This is a genomic window from Vibrio sp. Vb0888 (genome assembly GCF_033338835.1).
GTDB lineage: Bacteria > Pseudomonadota > Gammaproteobacteria > Enterobacterales > Vibrionaceae > Vibrio > Vibrio alginolyticus.
Map to the genome: position 1 here is coordinate 1 of NZ_JAWOTL010000041.1, position 5199 is coordinate 5199.

At 44.7% G+C, this 5199-nt stretch carries 1 protein-coding gene; it reads left to right on the forward strand.

The features are described 5' to 3' along the window. Nucleotides 1–4998: VCBS domain-containing protein (locus R7P72_RS23465; RefSeq protein ID WP_318110772.1), on the forward strand; the 4998-nt coding region annotated here is incomplete at its 5' end. Nucleotides 4999–5199: the final 201 nt, after the last annotated feature.

Consider the following 5199-nt stretch of genomic DNA (forward strand, 5'->3'; position numbering starts at 1 on the left):
ACTGGCGGCAACTTAAACGTGGATGACCCTGATGCAGGCGAAGCGGTCTTCCAACCGCAAACAGATGTGCAAGATGGCAACTGGGGTACGTTCTCTATCGATGAGCAGGGCAAATGGACCTATGAGCTGAACAACAGTCACCCAGATGTGCAAGCGTTAGACGCCGATAGCGGTCCGGTGATTCGTACCATGACAGTAACATCTGCAGATGGCACGACTCATGACGTGGTTGTGACTATTACAGGTAACAACGATGCTCCTGAATTTATTAGTGGAACGAATGATAGCCACGGCCTAGATGAAGATGGCAAAGCCGATACCGATAGTTACCAATTTAGCATTAATGAGAATGCTGTTGCTGGCGTAATTGGGCAGGTTGAGGCATTTGATGTCGATAAAGGTAGCAATGTAACTTATCAGTTAACCAACCATACTGACCTTTTTGAAATAAACAGTCACACAGGTGAGATCAGCGTTAAAAGTGGCGTAGTCTTTGACCATGAAACGTCAGATAGCTACCAACTATTGGTAGAAGCTGAAGACCAGTCTGGGGCAAAGGATACGGCTAACGTCAATGTCGTGATAAATGACATTAACGAAGCTCCAATCGCTGAAGATGACAAAGGTATTGAGAAAGAGACTAAGGTTTTAGATCACACGAACTGGGACGACAGTGCAGATATTAGTGTGGACTACTACATCGTTGATACCAACACAGGTAACAAAATCGGTGACGCTAACAAGGCGGATTACACTGGTGACGGTGGTACGCATAAGTTTGGGGTTAGCTCTTCCTTAGATGGTGGTACGGATCAGGTAAAAGACGGTCAAATTGGATTCGATGATGCTACTTCACACAGTGAGGCTATGCGTTTCACTTTCGCTGATGGACAAGTCGCAGATCATGCTAAAGTTCAAGTTGAAAATCTTTGGAGCTCTTGGGAGCCTGGAGTTGAGCGCGGTGTTTGGAAGGCTTACTACAAAGGTGAGGTTGTCGCTTCGGGAGTATTTGAAGGAACTGGCAATCGTAAGCAAGTTGTAAGTATTGATGCGGATGGTCGATATTTTGATAGCATTGAAATGTCAGCCGTGGGTTACAAAGATGGCTTGGTTGATCCTAAGGGGTCGGAGTACTTTGTAACACAAGTTTCTGCCGATTTGACGAGCTTTGATGAGGACTATCAAACAACAGGAGCCGGTATTCTAGAGCTGGATGTGTTAGCGAATGATAGCGATCCAGACGGTGACGAACTGACTATTATTAACTACCCACAAACAGAATATCTAAACTTAATAGATGGCAAATTGGTGTTTGATGCAGCCAAATATCTTGAATCATTGCCAGAAGATCAGCGCACGATTAAGACTGGGGAAATAAAGGAATACTCATTTGAATACGTCATTGAAGATGCGGATGGTCTGACTGATAAAGCTGAAGTAACAGTGCATGTAGTAGGTGAGCCTATTTCATTGGATGATTCGCATATCATGCTCGATGAGTCTGCAGTTGGTGCGAGTTCTGGCGTACATGCTGAAGGTGATTTAGTTGCCAACCTTGGTTCTGCATCAGATGCTGAGTTCCGATTTGATTCTGAACAGAATCTGGAGACCGTTACCAGTGAAGGCAAGCCAGTGGTGTTTGAAGTGAGTGATGATCGCGGTACTTTAACCGGATATGTTGGCTCAGGTGATGATAAGGTCAAAGTCATTGAAGCGAGCATTGATGGTAAAACTGGGCATTATACCGTCGAGCAATATGAGCCAGTAGATCACTCGGAACTCGGTGCTGACACATTAGATATCCCTGTTAGCGTTCAAGTGGATGCGGGTGGCCGAGTTGAAAATGCAACTTTGCACCTTGGTGTTGTTGACTCTCTACCTTCAGTTAATTCAGAGCACCATGAAATCATGGATGTTGATCCACAAAACAACAGTGTTGTTATCGCGTTAGATGCATCGGGTTCGATGTGGGATGACATGGTTAAAAACGAGCAAGGCGTTGAAGTTACTCGCTGGGACCTAGCACGCAGTGCAATTAAGACCATGTTTGAAAAGTATGATGATCTTGGTGACGTTCGATTTAAGATTGCGACGCACTCAGGTTATCCAGATGGTCAAACGTCTGAATGGCTAGAATCTGTGGATGAGATTGATGCTTACTTGGATTCAATTGGTCGTGGTGGCTGGACGCCATATAGCCAAGCGATTGACCAGGTAAATGCTGCCTTAACTGACCTTAGCCAAGAAACAGATGACACTAGCAATCATCAGCTTTACTTTATTTCGGATGGTGCGCCAAGCGACTTCAATTCATGGACAAATACGTCAGATCCGGCATATACAGAGTTGCGCGAGAGCTTAATGAAGTGGTCTACAGCAGACGATTTTGAAAGTGAGCAGCGCTACGAGTACTTAGCTAATGGTTGGGATCAACCGACAGACGCTGAGCAAAGCATCATTCTTGAAAATGCGATGGATCGCAGTATCGATTCGAGTGGTGCATCTTTAGAGAACATCTGGTCAATTGGTATTGGCGCTGGTGCGGATATGAAATATCTAGAACCAGTTGCAACCGATAAAGGCTCTGCACTGGTAGTAACTGATGACTCACAAATAGAGGGGCTTCTGAACAAAACAGTATCAGGGCAGCTTCAGAGCAATCTTCTAGATGATATTAATGGCGATAGCCAATGGGTGGATCAAATTGAAGTTGATGGTGAAACCTATCATTACAATAAAGCTGATGGCACAGTAAGTGCCAGTAATGGGGCAATTATCTCTCTACACTCGTTAGCAGAGATCGACACAGAGCATGGTACGCTAACTCTTAACTTTGAAAATGGTCGCTATGACTACAAAGCGACGAATGTTAAGGGTCATCAACAAGAAAAATTCAATATCACCGTTCTCGATGCAGACGGCGATACCGCGACTGGTGAAGTGACAATCGATATTCGAGATCGCGCTCCTGAGTTTATTAGCAATACTGATGCAGATCAGACTCATGGAACCGATGTCAGCGGTATGCCAACTGCGGATAATGCAACTTTTAACGTTGCAGAGCAGGAAGCTGGATTGTTGGTGGGTAAGGTTAAAGCTTTCGACCCTGATGGTGCAGATACCATTAAATACGAGCTAAGTGGCGGTGATGCCAATTTATTCCGCGTAGATTCAAATAGCGGTGAGATTTGGCTTAAAGACGGAGTTAAGCTAGACCACTCTGTTCAGGATAGTTATCAGTTGGAAGTCACGGCGACGGATGGTACGGACAAAGACACAACTCAGGTCACTCTAAATGTAACTGAAAACCATGCCCCAACTTCATCGCCAGTACATGGCTTTGCTGAAATGGAAGACTTGCCGATTAACAAAGTGACGGTTGTGTTTGATGAATCAAACAGTATGACTCGCACATTTGATGGGCAAAATACCGTCGGTAGTGAGGCTACTGCACCCAAGACAGAATCAAGAGCTTACAAAGCTGCGGAAGCCCTTCACTCAATGGTTGAGAACATGATTGAAGAGGGTGGGCAATCCAATACTTACATTCGTTTGGTTCGCTTTGATGGAGATACGTCTACACAGAGCTGGTTAACTTTAGATCAAGTAGAGGAAATGAGCCGTCCGCCTTTGCTGAATGGACGTGATTCCAATGATCCTGAATATCTCAGCGAAGTTGCCTCTTACGTGAGTCAATGGTGTGATATTAATCACGGTACGAACACAGACTACAGCAAGGCACTAGAAGCCGTCATGGCCTTCAATGAAATAGGAACTCAATTCCCTTGGCAAGATGGCTTAGATGAAAACGGCAATTTTGATTGGGATCTGTACTTGAAAGAACAGCCAATCGAAAGTAAAGAGACCATATTCTTTATCTCTGACGGTGCACCAAACCCTAAAGAAGGTGAAACAGCAGCTCCAGATTTGAATGAACGATGGGAAGACTATAAGCAAACGCATGATGCCAAAGTTTATGGTATTGGTATTGCAACGTCAGACAATGAAAGTGCAGCCCAAGCACTGGAAGAATTGAGCGACCAAGTTGTATTTATCGATTCTGGCGAGCAGTTAGGCCAATTCCTCAATCATTTTTCACCTGAACCAATTGCTGGTGAGTTGCTGTCAGGAAGCCAAGATGCAGATGGCGACATCATGACAGTCTCTTTGGCTGATGGGGATTTCACTCTTTTAAGTGCTGATTTGCATGATGTCACCGTCGACCAAGACCTTGTTTTTTCGACGAGTCAAGTCGATGGGAGCTTACATGTTGAAACGGCATTTGGCTTGTTAGAGGTCGAGTCAAACGGCAGTTACAGCTTTACACAAAGTGATAGCTTTACCTTAGAAGGTAACCAACAAGTTGATCTTAACTTTCTCTTTAAAGTGTCAGACGGAAGAGGCGGGGTGAGTGACAACGCCTTTACTCTAACACTTAGTGAATCAGGTGCAGACGTCGCTTCTACTGAGCGTCATGCTGTCATGGGTAATGACCTGGTCAACTTGCTTGATGGTAGTGAGACTATTGATATCATGCTGGGACAAGACGGTGCAGATACCTTAAATGGCGCTGCAGGCGATGACATCCTAGTGGGTGGTCTTGGCAATGACATTCTCATCGGAGGTTTAGGGAATGATATCCTAACGGGAGGTGAAGGGAGCGATACGTTTACTTTCACCAATGAGTCTTTAAGTTCTGAAGCATCTATGGATGTCATCAAAGACTTTAATCTCGGTGAAGATAAATTAGACTTGAGTGATATTGTTTCACCAGCAGATGATGATGTGGCGGCCATGGAAGCCTTGTTGGATCACGTCAGCGCTAGTTTTGATGGTGAACAGGATACCCTCAACCTAACGATTACTAATGAGACAGGCCAATCTACATCGGTCGCACTGGAGCACTTCGACATGTCTGGCCTAGAACTGGGCGCATCAGCGACCTCGCATGAAATTGTTGACCAGTTGTTCCAACATCACGTGTTTACAACGGACTAATAATTTATCTTTGGCAAGATAACCATTAATGTTAAGCGGCATCTGAACTATTCAGATGCCGTTTTATTTTGGTTAATCCAGGGACTACATATTCTGATAACTCGGTCCACCGCCACCTTCTGGTGGCTTTGTTGCTTAATTCGATGAGAAGACATGGTAGCCCCATGTTGTTCAGTTCTTAAACAACATACTGAGTTTCAG